Consider the following 22,472-nt stretch of genomic DNA (forward strand, 5'->3'; position numbering starts at 1 on the left):
CGGGCTTCCGCGCCGCCGGGCGGCGGCGCGGAGCCGCATCGGATTGCCTGCGGATCAGCTCGTAGTCGGCCAGGACATGCGCGGGCTGGTCCGCAGCAGACGCCTTGCTGTTGCGGATGGTGCGCACCAGCAGTTCGACCGCGCGGCGCGACATTTCGATCACCGGTTGGCGGATTGTGGTAAGCTCGGGCCAGATGGTGGTGGCAAGCGCGGTGTCGTCAAACCCGCACACAGTCAGGTCGCCCGGAACGTCGAGCCCCTTGCGGTGCGCGATGGCGACCGTCGCCGCCGCCATGTCGTCGTTCGCAGCAAAGATCGCGGTGGGCGGGTCGGCGCTGTCGAGCAGCAGATCGGCTGCATCCAGCCCCGAGCGGTACGTGAACATGCCCTCTGCCACCAGCTCCGACCCCGTGGTCAGCCCTGCATCCTTGAGCGCCGCCCTATAGCCCTCCAGACGCTCGGCGCTGGCGGTCTGGTTGGGGTTTCCGGTGATGAAGCCGATACGCACATGGCCCAGCTGGATCAGATGCCGGGTCATGTCATAGGCGGCCTGGCGGTCGTCGATGCTTACCGACAGCGCCCAGTCGGGGGCGCGGCCCGTGGCAACCGCAACGACTGGAATCCCGCGCGCTTCCAGCGCCGACAGGATCGGCAGCGAGTCGCTGAGCGGCGGCGGCAGCACGACGCCATCGATGCGGCCGCGCAGCAGATGATCGACCGCAGCCGCCTCGCCGCCATCGTCGTCGCATTTCTCGACCACCAGATGCACGTTGCTGCGGCTGGCCTGATCGAGGCTGCCCACCAGAAACTCGCTCAGATAGGCAAAGGACGGGTTGGAATGCAGCAGACCGATGCGGATGTCGTCGCCCCCGGCGAGCGTTCGCGCCGCGACATTGGGCGCATAATTCAACGCGGCAATCGCCTCTTCCACCCGGAGACGGGTGTCATCGCGGACGTTGCTTTCGCCGTTGATCACGCGGCTCACGGTCATCGGGGAAACCCCCGCCTGGGCCGCCACGTCGCTGATCGTGGGAACGTTGCGCTGACGCCTTGGGCCTCGAGGTTCCTTCATGCACGGTCTTTCAGGCGAATATCCATAACCGCCCTTTAGCCGCGCTGCCGCGGAAAGGCGAGATGGCAAGAATGACGGCCAGCCCCGGTTCTGGCGCTATTTGGGATTGCCCGGTGCAAACGGAAAGCTCTGCTGCCTGTACCACTCAAGATCGTGCTGCGGCGCGGCCGATCCATTGGGCAACGGCAGGCTGTTTATCGACATCCAGTACGCCAGGCTCGCATCGCGCCACCACCGGGCCTCGCGCTGCTGCACGCCCAGAAACGCATCGGTCTTGGTCCAGCGCTCGGCATCAATCCGTGGCCTGAGCGTCGCCCATTGGCTGCGCATCGAGTCCACTTCTGCCACGCCGCGGTCATAGCGGCGCACCATTTCCTCCCACAGCGTGTTGCCAGCGGGCATCTTGTAGTCCCAGGGCAGATGGTGGAACCACAAGAGTTCTTCGGGCGGTGTGGTCTTCGGGTCGGCATAGCGCCTGGCAAGCACCGGCGCATATTGCGCGACCGCGTTGCTGCCGGTGCGGGTGCGATCGAATCCGATCCCCTGCCTGTCCGCGCGGTGATAATAGACCGGGTTCCATTCGGGCCGCGCCAGATCGGACACCCACGGCCCGGGCCCGTAATGGTGACCGGTGGCGAACAGATGCGCCAGCCCCAGCGGCCCGGTATAATCGACCACCGCCTCGCGCGAGCGCATCATCATCGCGACCACGGTGTCGATGACGACCGGATCGTTGCCGAAGGTCTGCGCCGCCCATTCGCGGGCTATGGCCTCTGACGAGAGCGAAGGGTCCCAGGCCATCCGCCCAAACACATACCAGTTGGCCTGGTTGAACGTGCCCCCGGACCAGTCCCGGTCGCGCCCGATATTGGCGACCCCCGCCATCCCGCTGAGGGAATGGCCGTCGGCCTTGCCGGTGACCACCGAGGCCACGGTTTCTCCCCGCCGCACGCCAGTCTGCGCATCGAGCACCTCCTCGAACAGCGGGCCGAGATAGGCCAGATGCGTCGCGAAGCCGAGATACTCCTTGGTGATCTGGAACTCGGCGATCAGCGGTGTTCTGGGCATCGCGCCGAAAAGCGGGTGGAACGGTTCGCGCGGCTGGAAATCGATCGCTCCGTTCTTGACCTGGACCAGGACATTGTCGGCGAAGCTGCCATCGAGCGGCTTGAACTCGGTATAGGCCTGCTTGGCGCGATCTTCGGGGTCGGTGTCGGCATAGACGAACGCGCGCCACATCACGATGCCATTATGCGGTTTGACCGCCGCCGCCAGCATGTTGGCGCCATCGGCATGACTGGCACCATAATCGCGCGGGCCGGGCTGCCCCTCGCTGTTGGCCTTGACCAGAAAACCACCAAAATCGGGGATCGCGCGATAGATCTCGTCCGCCTTGGCCTTCCACCACGCCGCCACCGCCGGGTCGCGCGGATCGGCTGTTTTCAGCCCTCCGAGCTCGATCGGTGCGGAAAAACGCGCCGATAGATAGACCCGGATGCCATAAAGGCGAAAAACATCGGCCAACGCTGCAGCCTTGGCGATATAGGGTGCGGTCAGGCTGTCAGCCTTGGCGTTGACGTTATTGAGCACCGTGCCGTTGATGCCGATCGAGGCATTGGCGCGGGCATAATCCGCATAGCGCGGGTCCTTGAAGTCGGGCAGCACCCACCAGTCCCAAAGCGACTGGCCCGAATAGCCGCGCTCGACCACCCCATCGAGATTGTCCCAATGGTTCAGAATGCGCAGCTTCGTCTGCGGCGAAGAGGCAAGGTCGATGTTCGCGATATCGCCGCCGCTGTTGATATGCCGCAGCAGCGCAAAGGCGCCGTAGAGCACGCCGACATCGCCCGAACCGGTAACCAGCAGCACCTCGCGGCCCGCCACCTGCGCCCGCCGCACAGCATAACCTTCGGAGCCCAGGCTTCGGGCATCGAGCCGCAGACCGGCGAGCGCGGCATCGTCGGCTCTGGCGACCACGACCGGAACCGACAGCGCGGGTAGGTTGCGCCGGAGTTCGTCAGCGGCCAGCCGCAGCGTTTCCGATTCGCCCCTTACCTCGACCCCGGAGCGCGCCTGCGTCGTCGCCCCCTCGCCCAGCCACAGCCGATAGCCGTCATCGGCAACGGCGGGACTGGCCAGCACAAGCGCGGCGCAGGCCCAGAGCGGGTTCTGCAGAGTGAACAGTTTCATCGATCCTCTCCCGTGTCGCCGTGCATCTTGCACTGACGTTGGCCAACAGCATTGACAAGCCGTTGTTGTGCCGTGCATGTTAGCGGTATCATGGCGACAACATCAATATAAATGTTGCGCGGTTCGGGTAGGGAGAGAGCGTTGACCCAGGGTAGAGTCACGAGCGGCACACTGAGCCGCCGCGAGATGTTTTGCTGGAGCGCATCGGCTTCCCTGCTGGCGATGATGCCCCTGGCCGCGCGCGCGGCAACCCCGATCTACCGCGACCCTGCCGCCCCTATCGACCTCAGGGTCGACGATCTGCTCTCGCGGATGACGCTGGACGAAAAGGTCGCGCAGCTGATCACGCTGTCGCGCACCAAGCGCGACGTGATGGACGATGCACTGGCGTTCGATCCGGCAAAGGCATCCGCCGCCTATCCCCACGGATTCGGCCAGGTCGCCCGCCCCTCCGACCGGGGTGGCGCGGCCACTGCCAACAACAATCCGGCGGGTCCGGCAATCGCCGCCCCGACCGGGCGTTGGCGCGCGCCCGCAGACACGATCGCCTTCATCAATGCTGCGCAAAAATGGGCGCGGTCGACTAGGCTGGGCATCCCAATCCTATTTCACGAGGAGTGCCTGCACGGCTACATGGCACCGACCGCGACCAGCTTCCCGCAGGCGATTGCACTCGCCGGAACCTTCGACCGCAACCTGATGGAAAAGGTGAGCTCGGTCATCGGCCGCGAGGTGCGCGCGCATGGCGGAATTCTGGCATTGTCGCCGGTGGTGGACATCGCCCGCGACCCGCGCTGGGGCCGGATCGAGGAAACCTTTGGAGAGGACCCGTATCTGTGCGGCGAGATGGGCATCGCCGCCGTCCTGGGGCTGCAGGGGCGCAGCAAAATCCTCGCCCCGGGCAAGGTGTTCGCGACGCTCAAGCACATGACCGGGCACGGTCAGCCCGAAAGCGGCGAGAATGTCGCCCCTGCCCCGCTCGCTGAACGCGAATTGCGCGAGCGCTTCTTCCCGCCCTTCCGCAAGATCGTGAAGCAGACCGGGATCGCCGCCGTGATGCCATCGTATAACGAGATCGACGGCGTGCCGAGCCACGCCAACCGCTGGCTGCTGGGCGACGTGCTGCGCGGCGAATGGGGTTTCGACGGCCTGATCGTCAGCGACTATGCCGCGATCGGCGAGCTTGCCTCGCTGCACCATGTCGCGCCCGATATGGCAGCAGCTGCACGGCTGGCATTGATCGCCGGAGTGGACAGCGATCTGCCCGATGGCGAGGCCTTCCGCACGCTGGGTGATCAGGTGCGTGCTGGCAAGGTTCCGCTGGCCTTGGTCGATCAGGCCTGCCGCCGGATGCTGACGCTCAAGTTCCGCGCCGGGCTGTTCGAGGCCGCACCGGTCGATCCTCGCGCTGCCGCCAAGCTCACCGCCAATGCCGAAGCTCTGGCGCTCGCTCGGACATCTGCCGAAAAGGCGATCACGCTGCTGACCAACGACGGCACGCTGCCGCTCAATCCCGGCGCGCACAAGCGCGTTGCGGTGATCGGGCCGAATGCTGCAATCGCGCGGATGGGCGGCTATTCTTCTCTGCCCACCAACCCCGTCTCATTGCTCGACGGCGTCAAGGCGCGGTTGAAGAACCAGGCCGAGGTCATTTTCGCGCAGGGCGTGTTCATCACGCAGAGCGAGGACCGCTCGGCCAACGAGATCCTGCTCGCCGACCCGGCAAAGAACCGCCAGCTGATCGCCGAGGCTGTCGAGGTCGCGAAGACATGCGATGTCATCCTGCTGGCGATAGGCGATACCGAGCAGACCAGCCGTGAGGGCTTTGCCAAGAACCATCTGGGCGACCGCACCAGCCTTGATCTGGTGGGCGAGCAGAACGAGCTATTCGAGGCGATAAAGGCGACCGGCAAGCCCGTGGTCGTGATCGCGATCAACGGTCGCCCGCCCTCCTGGCCAACGGTGGCGGAACAGGCCAATGCGCTTCTCGAGTGCTGGTACATGGGCCAGCAGGGCGGCCATGCGATGGCAGCGGCCTTGTTCGGCGATGTGAACCCCGGCGGCAAGCTCCCGGTGACGGTCGCGTGGCATGTCGGTCAGGTGCCGGTGTTCTACGACGCCAAGCCCTCGGCACGCCGCGGTTATCTTTTCGACACCACCGACCCGCTGTTCCCGTTCGGCCACGGCCTCAGTTACACCCGCTTCGAGCTGAGCGCGCCGCGTCTCTCCACCTCACGCATCGGACCGGGTGCCGGCGTTACCGTATCGGTCGATGTCGCCAACGTCGGCGATCGCGAAGGCGACGAGGTCGTGCAGCTCTATATCCGCGATCAGGTCGCTTCGGTCACCCAGCCGATCAAGGTGCTCAAAGGCTTCCAGCGAGTCACGCTCAAGCCGGGCGAGCGCAGGACCGTTGCCATTGTGCTCGAACCCGATGCTTTTGCCATCTGGAACGACCAGATGCGCGAGGTCGTCGAGCCCGGGCTGTTCGACATCATGACCGGCCCCGACAGCCGCAACCTTCAAACCGTTACCCTCGAAATCGCCTAAGGATCACCATGCCCAAAATCGTCGATGCCCGCGTCATCATCACCTGCCCGGGCCGCAACTTCGTCACGCTCAAGATCATCTGCGACGACGGCACCACCGGCGTCGGCGATGCGACGCTCAACGGACGCGAACTTTCGGTCGCGAGCTATCTGACCGACCACGTCATCCCCTGCCTGATCGGCCGCGATGCGCATCGGATCGAGGATATCTGGCAGTATCTCTACAAGGGTGCGTACTGGCGGCGCGGGCCGGTGACGATGAGCGCGATCGCCGCGGTCGACACCGCCTTGTGGGACATCAAGGGCAAGATCGCTGGGCTCCCCGTCTACCAGGTGCTCGGCGGAGCGAGCCGCGAGAACGTCATGGTCTACGGCCATGCCAATGGCACCACAATCGAGGACACGATCGCGGTCGCGCTCGACTACCAGCGCCAGGGCTACAAGGCGATCCGCCTGCAGTGCGGCGTCCCCGGAATGGCATCGACCTATGGCGTCAGCAAGGACCGCTATTTCTACGAACCCGCCGATGCCGACCTGCCCACCGAGAACATTTGGAACACCAGCAAATATCTGCGCGTGGTGCCCGAACTGTTCAAGGCGGCGCGCGAGGCTCTGGGCTGGGACGTGCACCTGCTGCACGACATCCACCACCGGCTGACCCCGATCGAGGCGGGGCGGCTGGGCAAGGACCTTGAGCCCTATCGCCCGTTCTGGCTGGAGGATGCGACCCCTGCCGAGAACCAGGAAGCCTTCAAGCTGATCCGTCAGCACACAACCGCGCCGCTGGCTGTCGGCGAGATTTTCAATTCGATCCACGACTGCCGCGAGCTGATCCAGAACCAGTTGATCGACTATATCCGCGCCACCGTAGTACACGCAGGCGGCATCACTCATTTGCGCCGCATTGCGTCGCTCGCCGATCTGTATCAGATCCGCACCGGCTGCCACGGCGCGACCGACCTCTCTCCGGTGTGCATGGCCGCAGCTTTGCACTTCGACCTGTCGGTGCCCAATTTCGGGGTGCAGGAATATATGCGCCACACGCCCGAGACCGACGCGGTCTTCCCGCACGCCTACACCTTTGCCGACGGCGCGATGCATCCCGGTGACGAGCCCGGCCTTGGCGTCGATATCGACGAGGAACTCGCCGCCGGTTACGAATACAGCCGCGCCTTCCTGCCGGTGAACCGGCTGGAAGATGGCACGATGTACAACTGGTGACACAGGTGCCGCCCACCCCCGAAGCCACGGTTGTCAAACCGCGCGGCCGTATACGCTGGGTCATCTGCGCGCTGCTGTTTGCCGCGGTGGTGCTGTCCTATATCGACCGGCTGGTGCTCGGCGTGCTCAAGCCACAGCTCGAGACGCTCTATGGCTGGACCAATTCGGGCTATGGCGACATCTCAGGCTATTTCCAGGTCTGCTATGGCATCGGCTTTCTGGCGTTCGGCTGGTTGATTGACCGCATCGGCCCGCGCGCGGGCTATCTGCTGGCGATGGGGCTGTGGACGATCGGCCATTTTGCGCAGGTGCTGGTGACATCGACGACAGGCTTCGTCATCGCGCGAATCCCGCTCGCGCTGGGCGAGTCGGGCACCTTCCCCTCGGCACTCGCCGCCGCCTCGCAATGGTTCCCCAAGAAGGAACGCGCGCTCGCGATCGGCATCTTCAACGCGGGGGCCAATGTCGGTGCGATCATAACCCCGCTGCTGGTCTCGTTCATCGTCGTTGGCCTCGCGTTCGACTGGCGCTGGGCGTTCATCGTTACCGGGCTGTTCAACCTGGTCTGGCTGTTCGTCTGGTGGCGCTTCTACCGCAACCCCGCGCAGCACCCCAAGGTCACGCCCGAAGAGCGCGCCTGGATCGAGGCGGAGCCCGCGGACGATGCCGGCCGCACCGGCTTTCTCAACGTGCTGCGCCACCGCGAAGCGTGGGCGTACATGGCCGGTCGCTTCCTGATCGATCCGGTGTGGTGGACCTTCCTGTTCTGGTTGCCCGATTTCTTCAACAAGCAATATGGCTATGACCTCAAGAACTTCGGCCCGCCTTTGGTGGCGATCTATATTCTGGCCGATGTCGGCGCGATCGCGGGCGGCTGGTACAGCTCCCACCTGCTCAAGAAAGGCGTCGCCACCGGACGCGCCCGCAAGCAGGCTATGTTCGTCTGCGCATTGTTCGCGCTGCCGGTGATGTTCGCGATCGAGGCGGACAATATCTGGATCGCGGTGGGCTGCATCGGCCTCGCCTGCGCCGCGCATCAGGGCTTTTCGACCAACCTGTTCGCGCTTCCGGGCGACCAGTTTCCAAGGTTCGCGCAAGGCACGCTGATCGGGCTGGGCGGGTTTGCAGGCGCATGCGGCGGGTTCATCGCCTCCAAGTCGCTCGGCGTGCTGCTCGACCGGGTCGGCAGCTACGAACCGTTCTTTATCGCGTGCGGCATGGCCTATCTGGTCGCACTGGTCGTGTTCCACTTCCTCAACCCGCGTTACGCGCCCGTGCAGGTTGCCAGCAGCCGATGACCCGCCTGCTCAGCATCTTTCGCTCGGCCGATGGTGCCTGCGCCACGTTTCAGTCCCCTGAAAGGATGATCCCATGATCCGCAAGCTCGCGCTGTGTTCGGCAGCCTTGTCCATTGCCGCCCTGCCCCTCCCGGGCCTCGCCAATCCGCCCGAGCTGCGCCGCCAGCGCAGCGCCACGCAGCTGATCGTCAACGGGCAGCCGCACCTGATCATCGGTGGCGAGCTCAGCAATTCGGCGGCATCGAGCGCGGACTATATGGCGCCGCACTGGGCGCGGCTGAAGGCGATGCATGTCGATACCGTGCTGGCGCCGGTGGCATGGGAGCTGATCGAACCGGTCGAAGGCCGCTATGACTGGTCGTCGTTCGACGCAATGCTCAAGGCGGCGCGCGCGAACGATCTCAAGCTGGTCATCCTGTGGTTCGGCGCGTGGAAGAACAGCATGTCGACTTATGTGCCGTCGTGGGTGAAACGCGATCAGGCGCGCTTCCCCCGCGCGCAAACGCCTGGCGGGCAGGGCATCGAGATCCTGTCGACCTTTGGCGCGGAAACGCTCAAGGCCGACAGCCGCGCCTTTGCCGCGCTGATGGCGCATATCAAGGCGGTCGATGACGCACAGAACACCGTCGTGATGACTCAGGTCGAAAACGAGATCGGCATGCTCCCGGTGGCGCGCGATTACAGCCCTGCTGCCAATGCGGCCTTTCGCGAGCCGGTCCCCGCCCAGCTGACCGACTATCTGGCGCGCAACCGCGACAGCCTGGTGCCCGAGATGAAGGCGATGTGGCTGGAGCGCGGCGCCAAGATGCAGGGCAGTTGGGAAGAGCTGTTCGGCCCGGGCGATGCCGCCGCCGAGGTGTTCACCGCATGGCATTATGCGCGCTTTGCCGACGAACTCACCCGCGCGGGCAAGGCAGGCTATGCCATGCCAATGTACGTCAACGTCGCGCTAAACCGTCCCGGACGGGCACCGGGCGAGTATCCCAGCGGCGGGCCCCTGCCCCATCTGTTCGATGTGTGGAAGGCAGGCGCGCCGTCGATCGACTTCCTGGCTCCGGATATCTATTTCCCCAATTTCACGCGGATCATTGCGCGCTACGACCGCAGCGACAATCCGCTGTTCGTCCCAGAGGCGCACAATGCGGACAATCCCGCGGTCCCGGCCAATGCGTTCTATGCCCTCGCCGAGCACGACGCGATCGGCTTCAGCCCGTTCTCGATCGACTCGATCGACGCGGAGCCGGGCGCGCTCGAACAGGCCTATGGCGTGCTGCAGCAGCTCAAGCCCTTCATCCTGCAGCATCAGGGCACCGACCGGATCGCAGGGTTCAAGCCGCATCAGGCCTATGACGAGACCGTCGACTTTGCGCCGCAGGAGCGCGTGATCGGCGACTATCGCTTCACCGTCTCGTTCACCATGGACATCCAGCGCCCGGCGCTCACTCCGCAAACCGCAGGCTTTGGCGGCATGATCATCCAGATCGGCCCGGAGGAATATCTGATCGCCGGGCAAGGCATTACCGTCACCTTCAAGCCGGTGGGCGGCGACCAGCCGCTGGCGGGGATCGACGTCGCGCACGAAGGCGTGTTCGATGCTGCGGGCAATTGGAAACCAGGCCGGCTGCTCAACGGCGACCAGACCCATCAGGGGCGGCACATCCGCCTGTTCCCTGGCGACTGGCAGATCCAGCGCGTGAAGCTCTACCGGTACCGCTAAGCCTGACGGGCCGCAATTCAGGGATGATGTGATGCGAACGGCAATATCTCTCCTCGCACTGGCGCTGGCCATGCCCCCTGCGGCCGCTGCTGCCAAGTCGCCCGATCCGCAAGGCGCAACCTGCCCGTGGAAGGCCGCCTGGGCCTCGTCGCAGATGCTGCCCGATGTGGCCAATGCGTTGCCTGCTGGCGCGCTCGACAACGCCACGCTGCGCCAGATAGTGCGGCCGAGCATCGCGGGGTCGCATCTGCGGGTGCGGCTGTCCAATGTCTTCGGCACGACACCGCTGCGCATCGGCGGGGCCACGCTGGCGCGTTCGACGAACAACGCCAGCGGGGATATCGACGCGGCGACGCTGCGCACGCTCAGCTTTGGCGGCGCGGCGGGTGCGATCATTCCGCCGGGCGGCGAGTGGCTGAGCGATCCCGTCGCATGGTCGGGCGGCGCGTTCCAGGACCTGGCGATCAGCGTGCATGTCCTGGCCGAACCCGGCGGCCAGACCTCGCACCCCGGATCGCGCGCGACCTCCTATGTCGTCCGCGGTGATGCGGCGCGGGCACCGATGCTCGCCGGAGCCACCGCAGTCGATCACTGGTATCTGCTCTCGGGGATCGAGGTCACCAGCTGCAAAGCGCGCGATGGCGTGGTGGTGCTCGGCGATTCGATTACCGACGGGCGCGGATCCACCACCAACGGCAACGACCGCTGGACCGATTTCCTCGCCCGGCGGCTCGATGGCCGCGCCGCGGTGATCAACCAGGGGATCGGCGGCAACCGCGTGCTGCTCGATGGGCTGGGGCCGAACGCGCTGGCGCGGCTCGACCGCGACGTGCTCGCGCAGCCGGGCATCCGCCACCTGATCGTGATCGAAGGGATCAACGATATCGGCACGCTGGCGCGGCAGAAGACCGCAACCGCAGCCGATCATGCTTCGCTGGTCGACCAGATCACCGGTGCCTATGCGCAGATCATCGCACGCGCGCATGCCAGGGGGATCAAGGTGCACGGCGCCACCATCCTGCCGTTCATGGGCAACACGTTTTACGACCCCGATGCCGCCAGCGAAGCCGATCGGCAGGCGATCAACGCCTGGATCCGCAGTTCGGGCGCATTCGACAGCGTCATCGATCTCGACGCGGTGATGCGCGATCCGGCAAGGCCTGCGCATCTCAATCCCGCCTTCGATATCGGCGACGGGCTGCACCCCAACCCGGCTGGCTTCCGTGCGATGGCCGACGCGGTCCCGCTCTCGCTTTTCGACTGACGCGGCATCCGGCAAGCCCGTCTGCACTTGTCGGCCTCAAGCCGGCGGGTTGCTTCAGCGTGCCTGAAACACTCGCGGCCATACGCCAAAAAAAAGGACCGGTCGATCGCTCGACCGGTCCAATGGGAGGGGAAGTTCCGGTGGGGGGCGGTCAGAAGCGGCCGCGGATCCCCACCAGAATGGTGCGACCCGGATTGTATTCGTTGAACGTGGCGTTGGGGAACTGGAAGAAGCTGCTCTGCGCTTCCTTGGTGATGTTGATCGCGTTGATCACCAGGGTCGGCAGATAATCGTTTCCGAAAACCTGCGCCAGATCGACATTGCCCGAGAAATCGAGCTGGCTGTAACTGCGACCGAAGATCGCCGCCTGCGGGATGCCGTTCTGGTTGGGGTTCGAATTCTGCGAGCCTTCGTTGTAGACATAAGTGAGACGCGCCGAGATGCCGTTCTTGTCGTAATATCCGGTCGCCGTGTAGGTGGTCGGCGCCACGCCGATCGCCACCGCCGGTGCGCCGGTGCCCTCGCCCTTCTGATCGATCAGCGTCAGGTTGCCCTGGAAGCCGAAGCCGGTGACGCCGATGTACTTGGTGATGAAGTCCAACGGCTGCGTGATCTGGAACTCCAGACCGTTGACCTTGAGCTTGCCATCGGCATTGACCTGCTGCTGCACCACCACGCCGACATCGCGCAGCGCCTGGCCCGGCTGGGCGCGTGCGGCCAGTGCCTCGCGCTGCGCCTGGGTCAGCGAGTCCACGTTGATGCCGAACTGCTCGAAGAACGAGAAGGGCACGTTGGTGAGGCCATTGACGGTGAAGCCGGTGATCGACTTGCGGAACGCCGCAAAGGCGATCACGCCTTCCCCGCCGGTGTAGAGTTCGAAGCCCAGGTCGATATTGTCCGAGATGAACGGATCGAGCGCATTGTTGCCGACATTGCCGATATCGGCCGAGGGCTGGATGAAGCTCGCTCCGGGAAGCAGCGCATTGGGATCGGGCCGGGTCAGCGTCCGCGAAACCGAGGCACGCGCCACCGCCTTGCCGCCGAAGTCGAACGCGGCACTCAGCGAGGGCAGGAAGTTCGAATAGCGGGTGTTGGTGGTCGGAAACAGGATAGTGTTGGGGAAGCGCCCGCCATCTGCGACCGGCGGCGCGCCCGCTGGGTTGTTGCGCGGATCGGGGATCGAGACGCGGCCACCGACGATCTGCTCAGTGCGGACATAACGCACGCCGCCGTTCAATCGCAGCGTGTTGTCACCCATCTCGAAGATGCCGTTGCCCTCGACAAAGGCGCCGGTCACCTTTTCGCGGATAAGGCCGCCATTGGCGCCGCTGCTGCCCGATCCGGTCTCGGTGGCACCGGCGAGCAGCGCGTCGTAATTGGTGTCGCGCCGCACCTTGTCCCAATCGACGGTGATATAGCCATTGTCACCGGGGAGCAGGTAGCTGGGCACTGCAGCGGTGGGGATGAGCGATCCGGCATAGCGGATCGGCACGCCGCCTGCGGTGAAGTTGGTACCATAGCCCGGAAAGGTCGGGAAGCCGGCGGGCGTCGCGGTGCCCGGCTGGTTGAGGCCGGTGCACGGCGTCGTTGCGCTGTTGGGCGCCAGCAGGGTGATGTTGGGTCCGTTGCCGCAGATCGCGTTCTGCCACAATGCAGTGTTGTCGAACGGCGTGATACGCCGCTTGGTATCGTCGAACGCACCTCCGACGCGGACGCTGAAACGGGTTTCGTCGCCGAACAGCAGGCTGCCGCGCACGCCTTTGGTTTCGGTGGCGCGCTCCTCGCCGTTCAGATTGACTCGGCCGCCGCCATCCCAGCCGAAATTGGCGGGGTTGTTGAGATCGATGCTAGACTGGATGGTCGGGATGCCGCCATCGTTCTGGAAGTTCACGGTCAGTCCGCTGTTGGGCGGCGTAATCACCAGGAAGGTCGGGCTTTCGCGGCGGAAATTGCTCTTGGTGTAGTTCGCCTGCAGGTCACCCTTGATCCAGTCGTTCAGTTTGAACTCGATGCCCGGATTGATGCCGTAATAGTCCTGCGTGTCCTTGTAGGGACGGTATTCGAGGAAGAACTGCGCGTTGGCATAAGTACCGCCGGTCACGGTGCAGCCCGCAGCGCAATCCGCCTTGTCATAAGTGGTGTTGATCGGGATGACCGCCCCGTTGCGGCCGACCCAGTTCATCGCGGTGCGGGTGAACTCGGTATCGCGTTGGGCATACATGCCATCGACATAGAAATTGAAGTTGTCGCTAGGGCGCCATTCGATAGAGACCAGACCGTTATAGCGCTGTCGGAAGCCGTTTTCGCTGCGCGGGCGGCCGAGGCGGGGAAGAAGTCCGTTGTCGATCTGGTCGATCGTCGCACCCGGATTGTTGCGCAGCAAAAACGCCTCGTCGATCACCGCGCCGGGGGTCAGCCCGTTGCCCGCGCGCGAAGGCACGGTGGCGGGGATGGTGAAGTTGCCGCCGCCAGTGGCGTTGCGTGTTCCCGTGGTGCGCTGGGCCGCAGTCAGGTTGGGGTTGGTAAAGCCGATGGTCTCATAGCCCTCGACATTGAAGTTGTTGCGCACCGCTGCGCCGCCAACGAGGATGCCGAAGTCGCCAAACGTCGCGCTCGCCACCAGATGGCCGCGATAGCCCCATTTGTCGGCGCCGCTCACCTTCGATCCCTGCAGGCCATAGCTGATATAGGGCTTGGGGTTGTCGAACGGACGCGCAGCACGCAGGTTGACCGTACCTGCCGCACCGCCTTCGAGCAGGCTTGCGGTAGGCGACTTGGCGACGGTCAGCTGGGTGAACAGTTCTGTCGGGATGAGGTCCAGATCGACTTCGCGGTTGGTGCTCTGCGCATCGAAACGCACCGAGGCGATCGCCACCGGGGTGCCGTTGAGCAGCACGCGGGTGAAGTTGGTACCAAGACCGCGAATGGCGACCGACGAGCCTTCGCCGGTGACTTCGCGGCCGATGGTGATGCCCGGGATGCGGTTCAGCGATTCTGCGATGTTGGTGTCGGGGAACTTGCCGATGTCTTCGGCAAAGATCGAGTCGGTAAAGCCGATCGAATTCCGCTTGGCGGCGGTCTGGCTTTCCAGCGAGGCACGAAAGCCGGTGACCACGATCTCGCCAGCAGTGTCGTCCGCAGCGGCGGGGTCGATTTCTTCTTCTGCCGTGGCGACCGGCGGATTGGGCACGGCCTGCGCGAACGCAAGACCGGGCGTCATCAATCCGGAAACTGCAGCAGCTCCCAAGAGCGCAAGGCGCACTGAATCGATTCGAGAAACCATGTTATCCTCCCCTTGTTCGGCCCAGGCTTTTTGCCATAGGTCCACGCTGATGGTAGCGCTATCAATCCAATGGGTAATACTCCGAGTTATTTCTGTCAAGTGGATGTTGTCAAGCTCAGGCCTGCAGCCACAAGCCGGCTAAGGATGACAACAAGAATCCTTGATTTTACGCCGTTTTATCTGCCTCCGGTCGATAGACCATCCCCGCCCCGCCGCCCGCACGGCGCTCTTGTGCCGAAAAAACTGTCTGAGTATATCCGCTACCATAACAGTTTTCGAAAGCATGGCGTGATGGAGGATGCATGGCACGATTTTTCGAGGCAGGGCTGCTGCTGATGGCCCTGCTCCCGCCCTCCGAAGCATTTGCCGCGACCGCCCAGCGCGCGCCTGCCGGAACCCTCTCCGATGGGACACCGCTGGAGGCAGTGGTGCTGACGGGCGCCAACCAGGTTTCCGCGCGCATCCTGAATTTCGGTGCGACTCTGCAGTCGCTCACCGCACCCGATCGCGACGGCGTGTCCGCCGATGTGCTGCTCGGCTATGACGATGCCGCCGATTATGCTGCCAAGGGCGGCTATTTCGGCGTGACCATCGGTCGCTATGCCAACCGCATCGCAGGCGGCCGATTTGCGATCGACGGCAAGACCTATGAGGTTGCACGCAACAGCGAGTCCAACGCGCTGCACAGCGGTCCGTTGGGGTTCGATGCCCGGGCCTGGCGGATCGTCGAGATGACGCAGGGTGCCGAAGCCTCGGTCACGCTGGCGCTGACCAGCGAGCATGGCGACCAGGGCTATCCGGGCAGGGTCGAGGCGAAAGTCACCTATACGCTGGACGACAAGGGCGCGCTCACCATCGCGTTCGAGGCCAGTACCGACCGCCCGACGGTCATCAACATGACCAACCACGCGTTTTTCAACCTCGCGGGTCAGGGCTCGCCCGAGGGCGCGCTGGGCCACCTGTTGACGATCCCCGCATCGGCGATCACTCCGGTTGACGCGCAGCTCATTCCTACAGGGGTGCTGCGTCCGGTCGAGGGTACGCCGTTCGATTTCCGTACCCCGCGCCAGCCCGGATCCGGCGTGCGCGACGGGCGCGACGAGCAGATCCTGTTCGGCCGGGGCTATGACCATAATTTCGCGCTAGACAAGGGGCTGACCGCGCAACCTCAACTCGCCGCTCGGCTGGAGCATCCTGCATCCGGGCGGGTGCTCGAGGTGCTGACCACCGAGCCGGGGATACAGCTCTACACCGGCAATTTCCTCGATGGCACGGTGGCGGGCAAGAACCGGCAGCTTTACCGGATGGGCGACGGCATCGCGCTTGAGCCGCAGAAATTCCCCGACGCGCCCAACAATCCGCAGTTCGCGTCGGCGCGTGTCGATCCGGGAATGCCTTATCGCCACGTCATGGTCTACCGCCTGTCGGTCGCGCGCTGACCTGGCTGCGGGATCACTCGCGCAGCGGCAGTTCCATATCGGCCAGCGCCAGGCGCAGCAGTTCGGCCATCGCGGCATGCGCGGCAACGGGGTCCTTGTCGACGATCGCCTGATGCACCCGCACGTGATCGGGCAAGGGATCGCGCGGCAGCGCGCGGTTGCGCTGCTTGTAGGTCGTGGTCCAGCTGACGGCCGCGCCCACTGAGCTTGCCAGCGCCGCGAGCGCATCGTTGCCGGCCGCGGTCAGGATCGCACGGTGGAAACGCTGGTCGGCGGCCCTGCCCTCGGGATCGGCCAGTCCCAGCCTTGCCATCTCGTCCAGCGCTCCTGCCATCTCATCGAGGTGCGCCTGGCTACGCCGCCGCGCGGCAAAGCCGGCTGCGGCAGGTTCGATCACGCCGCGCAGTTCGAAAAGGTCGAGGATGAACTCGGTGTCGGGCTCACCCTCGAAGGTCCAGGCCAGCACATCGGGATCGAGCAAATTCCAGCGGTCGCGCGCGGTGACCCGGGTCCCGGCCTTGGGGCGGCTCTCCACCAGCCCCTTGGCCGCCAGGATGCGGATCGCCTCGCGATAGGCCGTACGCGAGACGCCAAGCGCCTCGCTTGCCTCGATCTCGCCGCCGAAGACATCGCCGGGCTTGCGGATCCCGCCGACGATCTCCACGCCGATGTCATGGGCGATGGCCCCGTGAATGCGCGGCGATACGCTGCTCGCTCGTTGCATGGACCCGGTTGCCTCCCCTTGATGGTTCTACGCGTGCGTAGCCCAATGACGACCGGTTAGAAAGATGTCCGCATCCCCCGGCCAGCGTACCGGCCGGGGGATGCAGCTCGCGCCTAGCGCGGCGATCCCTCGCGGATGCCATCGATGCGGCGGGCGAGACCCCAGGGATTGGTCTCGGCGATCGCATTCGGAAGAAGCTCGGGCGGCAGGTTCTGGAACGCCACGGGCCGCAGGAAGCGGTGGATCGCAAGCGTGCCCACCGATGTCGTGCGGCCGTCGCTGGTCGCGGGGAACGGCCCGCCATGCACCATGGCATGGGCCACCTCGACGCCGGTCGGCCAGCCATTGGCAAGCACACGGCCGACCCGGTCCGCCAGCACAGGCAACAGGCGCCGCGCATCGGCAATGTCGGCCTGGTCGAGCTGCAGCGTTGCGGTCAACTGACCTTCCAGGCTGGCTACGACCCGGACGACGTCTGCCAAATCGGCGCAGCGGACGATCACCGAGGACGATCCGAAAACTTCATGCCCCAGCGCCGCATCGGCGAGGAACTGCGCCGCGCTGGTCTGGAAAAGCGCGCCGACGGCCTGGTTCTCGCCGGTGCAGGGCAGACCGCGCGCCACGGTTTCGACCGAATCATGCTGCGCAAGCAGAGCCACGCCCTGTTCGAAGCTGGCGTGGATGCCGGGGCTGAGCATGGTGGCAGGCGCGCTGCGCGCCAGCGCCTCGCCTGCCGCGGCGACGAAGCCGTCGAGTGCCTCGCCGCCGACCGCGATTACCAGGCCGGGGTTGGTGCAGAACTGCCCTGCCCCCATGGTCAGCGACTGGACGAACCCCTCGGCAAGTGCGGTGCCGCGTGCAGCGAGCGCGGCGGGCATCAGGATCACCGGGTTGATGCTCGACATCTCGGCATAGACGGGGATCGGTTCGGCACGCTCGGCGGCGATGCGCACCAGCGCCAGCCCGCCTCCGCGCGATCCCGTGAAGCCCACAGCCTTGATGCGCGGGTCGCCGACCAGGGCGGCGCCCAGTGCATTGGTCTCACCCGGAAGATAGGAAAAGGTGCCCGCAGGCATCCCGCATTGCGTCACCGCGCTCTGGATCGCGCGCGCGACGAGCTCGCCGGTGCCGGGGTGCGCGGGGTGGCCCTTGACCACCACCGGGCAGCCTGCAGCGAGCGCGGACGCGGTGTCACCGCCCGCCACTGAAAAGGCGAGCGGGAAGTTGGACGCGCCGAACACCGCGACCGGGCCGACGGGAAGGTTCATCCGGCGCAGATCGGGCCGTGGCAGCGGAGCCCGGTCGGGCATCGCCGGGTCGATCGTCGCATCAAGCCAGTCCCCCTGCCGCACGACGCTGGCGAAAAGCCGCAGTTGCCCTGTGGTGCGTCCGCGCTCGCCTTCGAGCCGCGCGCGCGGCAGGCCGCTTTCTTGCATCGCGCGCAAGATCAGATCATCGCCCACTGCCTCGATCGCGCTCGCGATCGCCTCGAGAAACACCGCACGGCTCTCGGGATCGCTTGCGGCATAGCCAGGTGCAGCGGCGGCTGCCAATGCGCACGCTTCGGCGACATCCTCTGCCGTGGCGCTGGAAAATCCGGGTTCGAGCGCAGCACCGGTGGCGGGGTCGTGGCTCTCGAAGCGCGAGGCCGCCTGGCGCTCGGTGTCGCCGATCAGCATGGCACCGTTGATCATGTGTTCTATCTCCAGATTGGATTCTTCAGGTTTTGAGGTCGGCGCGGGGTCCAACGGCTATTTGAGCATCGGGTTGATCGTCCTGATCGTGCCGTCCTTGTTGTAGAAAAGCTCGGTCACCTTGACGTTGCGCAGCCGGGTGGTGCCGGAAAGCTGGGTGTCGGCATAGAACAGCCACCAGCGGCCGTCCCATTCGACGATCGAATGATGCGATGTCCAACCCTCGACCGGCTCGAGGATACGTCCCTGATAGGTGAACGGCCCATAAGGCGAGGTGCCAGTGGCATAGACGAGATAATGCGTGTCGCCGGTGGAATAGCTCAGATAGTATCTGCCCTGATATTTGTGCATCCAGGCCGCTTCGAAAAATCGCCGGTCGGTATCGCCGCCCAGGATCGGCTTGCCCGCCGCATCGAGGATCAGGACGTCGCGCGGCTTTTCGGCGAACTCCATCATATCATCGGCCATCGCCGCAATCTTGGGCGCAAGCGCGGGCTTGTCGGGCGCTTCCAGATCGGTCTTCGATCCGTCGGGATCATAGCTGCCGGTGACATTGCGCTGGAGCTGCCCGCCCCAGATGCCGCCGAAGATCATATAGGATTTGCCGTCCTCATCGGTGAACACCGCAGGATCAATCGAGAAGCTGCCCTTGATCGGCTGCGGATTGGCCTTGAACGGTCCGGTGGGCGACTTCGATGTCGCAACGCCGATGCGGAATGCGCCCTGTTTGTCCTTGGCGGGGAAATAGAGGAAATAGGTTCCGTTCTTGCGCGCCGCATCGGGGGCCCACATCTGCTTGTGCGCCCAGGGCACGTCCTTGACGTCCAGCGCCACCGGATGCGTCGTCACCTTGCCGCCGATGCTGTCCATGCTGAGCACGCGGTAGTCGCGCATCTCGAAATGCGCGCCCAGATCGTCTTCGGGGGTCGGCCCGTCGATGTCATGGCTGGGATAGACATAGATCTTGCCGTCCCAGACATGCGCCGAGGGGTCTGCGGTGTAGATTTCCGTGACCAAAGGCTGCGAAAGATAACGCGAGGGGTCGGCCTTGGCCCGGTCGGTCGCAGGACTTGCCGCGTCGCCCGCAGGGGCAGCCTGCTCGCCTGAACATCCCGCCGTCGTGGCCAGCGCCACCAGTGCGGCGCCCAGCGCCAACCCGGTCAGTCGTTTCATCGCAATGTCTCCTCTTCCTCATGCCTTGCCGGATCCTGGCTATCGGCCCGCGCGTTACGTTAGCGCTACCATTTCTGGCGCAGGATGCAAGCCGTGCCGGGCACGGCCGCCGGTCATCGGACCAGAAAATCAGTTGAGCGGGTGCCCTGCCGCCCAAATATCAGGGCTTGGCGCTGCTCTTGGCGGGGTTGCGCATCGGGCCAAACGGGCCGAAGCGGTGCTGCTCGCTGGAGAAATCGTCGGCATAGGGGCCATAAGGCGCGTCCACCGGCTTTTCCTCGAGCCGGGGATAATCCCGCTCGAGCCCGGCGCGCTGCGGGCGCGGCTGGCTGTTGATATAGGCGGCGACGTCGAAGGCCTGCTCCTCGGATAGCACCGGCGCCTGCCAGCGGGTGCCAAGCGGCATGTTGCTGCGGATGAAACCGGCAGCGGTGGTGACCCTGCCCATGCCTGCGCCATTGTTGTAGCTATCCGCACCCCAGAGCGGCGGATAGGTATAGCCCTTCGCATCCCCGGCCCTGCCCGCACGCTGCCCTGCGCCATCGCTGCCATGGCAGACCGCGCAATGCTGGGCATAGACCGCCTTGCCGCGCGCCGGATCGGCCGCGCGGGCAAGGTCGGCCAGCCTGACCGAACCGCGCCCCTCGGTCGGCGCGCCCACCGGCCGACCGCGGCTCAGGAACTTGAGATAGGCGACGATCGCCACCATATCCTCGCCGCCTTCAGGTAACGCCTTGCCATTCATGCTGCGCGTCATGCAGCCGTTGACCCGGTCCTCGATGGTGTTCACGCGGCCCGACCGGCCCCTGTATTGCGGAAAGTCGGCGAACACGCCGACCAGCGGCAGGCCAAACTGCTGGGTGCCCGCCTGCAGATGGCAGCTCTGGCAATTGAGGTTGTTGCCCGACAGCCGCCTTGCAGGGTCCGCCACCTCTGGCCCGATCGCCGCGGCGGTCTGGGCGATCAGATCGCGCCCGTGGCGAACGGTGCGACCCCAGGGATCATCGGGCAGCGCATCGATATCGGGAACGGACCAGGCTGCAGGGGTGGCGGCAGGCTGCCCTGTGTCCGCATCCTTGCTGACCTGAGCATCGGGGCGCAGCGCCATCGCCACAGCGACGCCGGCGGCAAAAACCGCAACCCCCGTCATCGCTTTTGCTGCTGTGCCCATTGCCGATCCCTGCCCCCGATCGCCCGACTCGAAGCCGACTCGGCGGCACCTATTGTCGCAACGACTGTCGACTCGTCACCGCGCATGGTCAAGCGTACGCGGGGTGTTACTCGAGTTGACGTTTGCGTAATCCATTGCGCATGCCCAAAGGTAAATATCTGTCCCATTTTTGGACCCATAGTGGTGCAAAATACCTCGAAAACACCGGGAAACACTAAGCTGAACGAAGCTGGCTAACGCGATCTTAAAACATTGGGACGATCTAGGGCTCCGAGTTTGCCTCACAACTCAAACTACCTATGTCGGAGCACTTACGTTGAAAAAAGAAACGCTATCCCGGGTCGTTTTCTGCCTCGCCGGTCTCACCATGCTGCCTGCAACCGCGCACGCAGAATCCCGCTTTGTCACCGGTACGAGCAGCCCGCTCACGGCGACGGCCAACCTCGATTTCACCATCACCATTCCCAAGTTTGTCTACCTTCGCGTCGGCACCGGGACTTCGATGGCCACCAGCACGACCGTGGACAATCTGGTCTACACCGTGCCTGCCGCCAATGTGGGTGATGGAACCGCGATCTCCGGCACCGGGGGCGACCTCACCGGTGGCCAGGTGACCGCTCGTGTCATGGGCAACAACGGAACGATCGCGTTCAGCTCGTCGACCCTGGGTGCGATGAGCAACGGCGCGGGCGACACGATTTCGTGGTCGCAGATGAACGTCGGCGTGACCACCAACACGTCCGCAACCGCGCTCAGCCATCCCAGCCTGGTCGATGGCAGCACGACAAGCATCAACCTGCCAACCACCAGCGGCACAAAGGTTACCAACCTCGATGCGCGCTGGACCTTCACCTATCGCAACGACAATGTCGTGGCGGCAGGCACCTACGGTGGCGCCAACGCCAACAATGGTCGCGTGACCTACGGCGTTTCGATGCCGTAATCACGCGCTTGAGGGCGCGCTGCCGCACAGCGCCCGTTTACCAGATTTCTACAGGTCTTAAGCCGTCGCAACCAGTGTTGCGGCGGCTTTTACCATTTCGCGCAACCAAAATGCTGAACCCGGCGTTGACGTAAATCGTCGATCACGACAAAGTGAATTTTCACGCAAATCGGGACAGTTAGCTGACACATGCAAAAGGGCACGACATTCGCGATCAGCCTCGTGCTTGCCGCCAGTGCCCTGGCCGAATCCGCATATGCCGCCTCGCACTTCGAGACGGGCAAGGAAGCCCCGCTGGCCGCATCGGTGCGGTTGAATTTCACGATCCTGATCCCGGAAATCCTGACCTTGCGGATCGACCCGCGCGACGCCGCTACAGATGCACTTCAATCGCCATGGGCATTGCGTGTTCCCGCCATGGCGGTGCGCGCCGATGGCCTGGAGCCCGATCCCACGACGCTTCCGCGTGTAGTTGCCTCGAGCAATGCCGGAACCCTGGCGACCGGCACCGGCGCCGCTCAATCCACGCATCCGGGCGAAGGCGCGCAGGCCAATCCGCTTGTGCAGGTTTCGCTCGCGCAGCCCGACGATAGGCCGCTTTTGCGCAGCATCGAGCCCACTGTATCTTTAGACACACACTCTGCCGCATTTCTGGTGGCGCTGCCCTGATTTTACTTGGGCGGGCAATGTGATGTGATTATATCCCCCCAAATCGACGTTTCCCCGGGGGGGGG

The 22,472-nt window shown here is 64.8% G+C and carries 15 protein-coding genes; 8 read left to right on the forward strand and 7 right to left on the reverse strand.

What is annotated here, in order from left to right; genetic code table 11:
- Positions 1-1,072 (reverse strand): LacI family DNA-binding transcriptional regulator (locus IP68_RS17790; RefSeq protein WP_054136379.1); only part of this gene is annotated, 1,072 nt, incomplete at its 3' end.
- A 96-nt stretch (positions 1,073-1,168) separates the two neighbouring features.
- Positions 1,169-3,262, reverse strand: a complete 2,094-nt coding sequence (locus IP68_RS17795) for an alpha-glucuronidase family glycosyl hydrolase (protein ID WP_054136366.1) — start codon at positions 3,260-3,262, stop codon at positions 1,169-1,171.
- Positions 3,263-3,448: 186 nt separating this feature from the next.
- On the opposite strand from IP68_RS17795, the gene IP68_RS17800 reads away from it, so the two are divergent.
- From IP68_RS17800 to IP68_RS17820, 5 genes are all read left to right on the forward strand, one after another.
- Positions 3,449-5,812 (forward strand): glycoside hydrolase family 3 N-terminal domain-containing protein, encoded by a 2,364-nt coding sequence (locus tag IP68_RS17800; protein ID WP_054136367.1) that lies wholly within the window; start codon positions 3,449-3,451, stop codon positions 5,810-5,812.
- A gap of 8 nt (positions 5,813-5,820) precedes the next feature.
- On the forward strand, positions 5,821-7,032 hold the full coding sequence (manD, locus tag IP68_RS17805; RefSeq protein ID WP_054136368.1) for a D-mannonate dehydratase ManD: 1,212 nt from the start codon (positions 5,821-5,823) through the stop codon (positions 7,030-7,032).
- Positions 7,029-8,330: an MFS transporter gene (locus IP68_RS17810; protein WP_082382476.1), complete on the forward strand. Its 1,302-nt coding sequence runs from the start codon at positions 7,029-7,031 to the stop codon at positions 8,328-8,330. Before manD ends, IP68_RS17810 begins: the two co-directional genes overlap by 4 nt.
- A gap of 73 nt (positions 8,331-8,403) precedes the next feature.
- Positions 8,404-10,047 (forward strand): DUF5597 domain-containing protein, encoded by a 1,644-nt coding sequence (locus tag IP68_RS17815; RefSeq protein ID WP_054136369.1) that lies wholly within the window; start codon positions 8,404-8,406, stop codon positions 10,045-10,047.
- A 31-nt stretch (positions 10,048-10,078) separates the two neighbouring features.
- Entirely contained in the window at positions 10,079-11,311 is a 1,233-nt protein-coding gene (locus tag IP68_RS17820; protein WP_054136370.1) for an SGNH/GDSL hydrolase family protein, read from the forward strand.
- Between the two features lie 151 nt (positions 11,312-11,462).
- Here the strand turns inward: IP68_RS17820 and IP68_RS17825 are convergent, their stop codons facing one another.
- On the reverse strand, positions 11,463-14,531 hold the full coding sequence (locus tag IP68_RS17825) for a TonB-dependent receptor (protein ID WP_156318250.1): 3,069 nt from the start codon (positions 14,529-14,531) through the stop codon (positions 11,463-11,465).
- Between the two features lie 365 nt (positions 14,532-14,896).
- On the opposite strand from IP68_RS17825, the gene IP68_RS17830 reads away from it, so the two are divergent.
- Positions 14,897-16,033, forward strand: coding sequence for an aldose epimerase family protein (locus IP68_RS17830; protein ID WP_054136372.1), 1,137 nt, complete (start codon positions 14,897-14,899; stop codon positions 16,031-16,033).
- Positions 16,034-16,046: 13 nt separating this feature from the next.
- Here IP68_RS17830 and IP68_RS17835 read toward each other — a convergent pair whose 3' ends face one another.
- The 4 genes from IP68_RS17835 to IP68_RS17850 all read right to left on the reverse strand — a co-directional run bounded on the left by IP68_RS17835 (position 16,047) and on the right by IP68_RS17850 (position 20,774).
- A complete protein-coding gene (locus IP68_RS17835; RefSeq protein ID WP_054136373.1) occupies positions 16,047-16,757 on the reverse strand; it encodes a FadR/GntR family transcriptional regulator in 711 nt (236 codons plus the stop codon).
- Between the two features lie 113 nt (positions 16,758-16,870).
- Positions 16,871-18,451: an aldehyde dehydrogenase (NADP(+)) gene (locus tag IP68_RS17840; protein WP_054136374.1), complete on the reverse strand. Its 1,581-nt coding sequence runs from the start codon at positions 18,449-18,451 to the stop codon at positions 16,871-16,873.
- Between the two features lie 57 nt (positions 18,452-18,508).
- Positions 18,509-19,624, reverse strand: a complete 1,116-nt coding sequence (locus tag IP68_RS17845; protein WP_054136375.1) for a glycoside hydrolase family 43 protein — start codon at positions 19,622-19,624, stop codon at positions 18,509-18,511.
- A 160-nt stretch (positions 19,625-19,784) separates the two neighbouring features.
- Entirely contained in the window at positions 19,785-20,774 is a 990-nt protein-coding gene (locus tag IP68_RS17850) for a c-type cytochrome (RefSeq protein ID WP_156318251.1), read from the reverse strand.
- A 388-nt stretch (positions 20,775-21,162) separates the two neighbouring features.
- On the opposite strand from IP68_RS17850, the gene IP68_RS17855 reads away from it, so the two are divergent.
- Together IP68_RS17855 and IP68_RS17860 are read left to right on the forward strand one after the other, a co-directional pair.
- Complete coding sequence (locus IP68_RS17855; protein ID WP_054136377.1) at positions 21,163-21,738, forward strand: hypothetical protein; 576 nt, start codon at positions 21,163-21,165, stop codon at positions 21,736-21,738.
- A gap of 189 nt (positions 21,739-21,927) precedes the next feature.
- On the forward strand, positions 21,928-22,407 hold the full coding sequence (locus IP68_RS17860; RefSeq protein ID WP_054136378.1) for a hypothetical protein: 480 nt from the start codon (positions 21,928-21,930) through the stop codon (positions 22,405-22,407).
- Positions 22,408-22,472 lie beyond the last annotated feature (65 nt).

The sequence above is a fragment of the Blastomonas sp. AAP25 genome, from assembly GCF_001295965.1.
GTDB classification, from domain to species: domain Bacteria; phylum Pseudomonadota; class Alphaproteobacteria; order Sphingomonadales; family Sphingomonadaceae; genus Blastomonas; species Blastomonas fulva.

Excerpts from the sequence above, each read along its gene's own strand:
- IP68_RS17795 (WP_054136366.1), bottom strand. The coding sequence starts at position 3,262 with ATGAAACTGTTCACTCTGCAGAACCCGCTCTGGGCCTGCGCCGCGCTT.
- IP68_RS17800 (WP_054136367.1), top strand. The coding sequence starts at position 3,449 with ATGTTTTGCTGGAGCGCATCGGCTTCCCTGCTGGCGATGATGCCCCTG.
- manD (WP_054136368.1), top strand. The coding sequence starts at position 5,821 with ATGCCCAAAATCGTCGATGCCCGCGTCATCATCACCTGCCCGGGCCGC.
- IP68_RS17815 (WP_054136369.1), top strand. The coding sequence starts at position 8,404 with ATGATCCGCAAGCTCGCGCTGTGTTCGGCAGCCTTGTCCATTGCCGCC.
- IP68_RS17820 (WP_054136370.1), top strand. The coding sequence starts at position 10,079 with ATGCGAACGGCAATATCTCTCCTCGCACTGGCGCTGGCCATGCCCCCT.
- IP68_RS17825 (WP_156318250.1), bottom strand. The coding sequence starts at position 14,531 with ATGACGCCCGGTCTTGCGTTCGCGCAGGCCGTGCCCAATCCGCCGGTC.
- IP68_RS17830 (WP_054136372.1), top strand. The coding sequence starts at position 14,897 with ATGGCACGATTTTTCGAGGCAGGGCTGCTGCTGATGGCCCTGCTCCCG.
- IP68_RS17835 (WP_054136373.1), bottom strand. The coding sequence starts at position 16,757 with ATGCAACGAGCGAGCAGCGTATCGCCGCGCATTCACGGGGCCATCGCC.
- IP68_RS17840 (WP_054136374.1), bottom strand. The coding sequence starts at position 18,451 with ATGATCAACGGTGCCATGCTGATCGGCGACACCGAGCGCCAGGCGGCC.
- IP68_RS17845 (WP_054136375.1), bottom strand. The coding sequence starts at position 19,624 with ATGAAACGACTGACCGGGTTGGCGCTGGGCGCCGCACTGGTGGCGCTG.
- IP68_RS17850 (WP_156318251.1), bottom strand. The coding sequence starts at position 20,774 with ATGACGGGGGTTGCGGTTTTTGCCGCCGGCGTCGCTGTGGCGATGGCG.
- IP68_RS17855 (WP_054136377.1), top strand. The coding sequence starts at position 21,163 with ATGCTGCCTGCAACCGCGCACGCAGAATCCCGCTTTGTCACCGGTACG.
- IP68_RS17860 (WP_054136378.1), top strand. The coding sequence starts at position 21,928 with ATGCAAAAGGGCACGACATTCGCGATCAGCCTCGTGCTTGCCGCCAGT.